2 tRNA genes and 1 rRNA gene are annotated in these 507 nt (G+C 46.0%); all 3 read right to left on the reverse strand.

What is annotated here, in order from left to right:
* Positions 1–143 precede the first annotated feature (143 nt).
* A tRNA-Ala gene (locus QTN95_RS21045) sits at positions 144–219 on the reverse strand.
* Positions 220–262: 43 nt separating this feature from the next.
* Positions 263–339 (reverse strand) — tRNA-Ile (locus tag QTN95_RS21050).
* A gap of 64 nt (positions 340–403) precedes the next feature.
* A 16S ribosomal RNA gene (locus QTN95_RS21055) occupies positions 404–507 on the reverse strand; the annotation flags it as partial.

Genomic DNA, 507 nt, shown 5'->3' on the forward strand with positions numbered 1-507 from the left:
TAGGATTTGAGAACTTTTAATTTGAATAACAACGCATATCAAAGATATGGGGATTGTTGTTATTCGTCAGCTTTCCAAATTGTTAAAGAGCAAGTTTCTTTCGAAACCATTTTTAAGAACACTCAAGCAAGTATGCTTAAAGATGGTGGAGCTAAGCAGGATCGAACTGCTGACCTCCTGCGTGCAAGGCAGGCGCTCTCCCAGCTGAGCTATAGCCCCATCAGGTGTTGATACTGTGTGCCAATCTTCTTGGGAGGAAGATTGGTGGGTCTGAGTGGACTTGAACCACCGACCTCTCGCTTATCAGGCGAACGCTCTAACCACCTGAGCTACAGACCCAGTATCGTCTCTAAAACTTATAAACCATCAATCTGTGTGAACACTCATCGCAATAATCATCGTATAAGGAGGTGATCCAGCCCCAGGTTCCCCTAGGGCTACCTTGTTACGACTTCACCCCAGTCATGAACCACAAAGTGGTGAGCGTCCTCCCGAAGGTTAAACTAC

The organism is Vibrio sp. M260112 (genome assembly GCF_036533775.1).
In the GTDB taxonomy this organism is placed as follows: domain Bacteria; phylum Pseudomonadota; class Gammaproteobacteria; order Enterobacterales; family Vibrionaceae; genus Vibrio.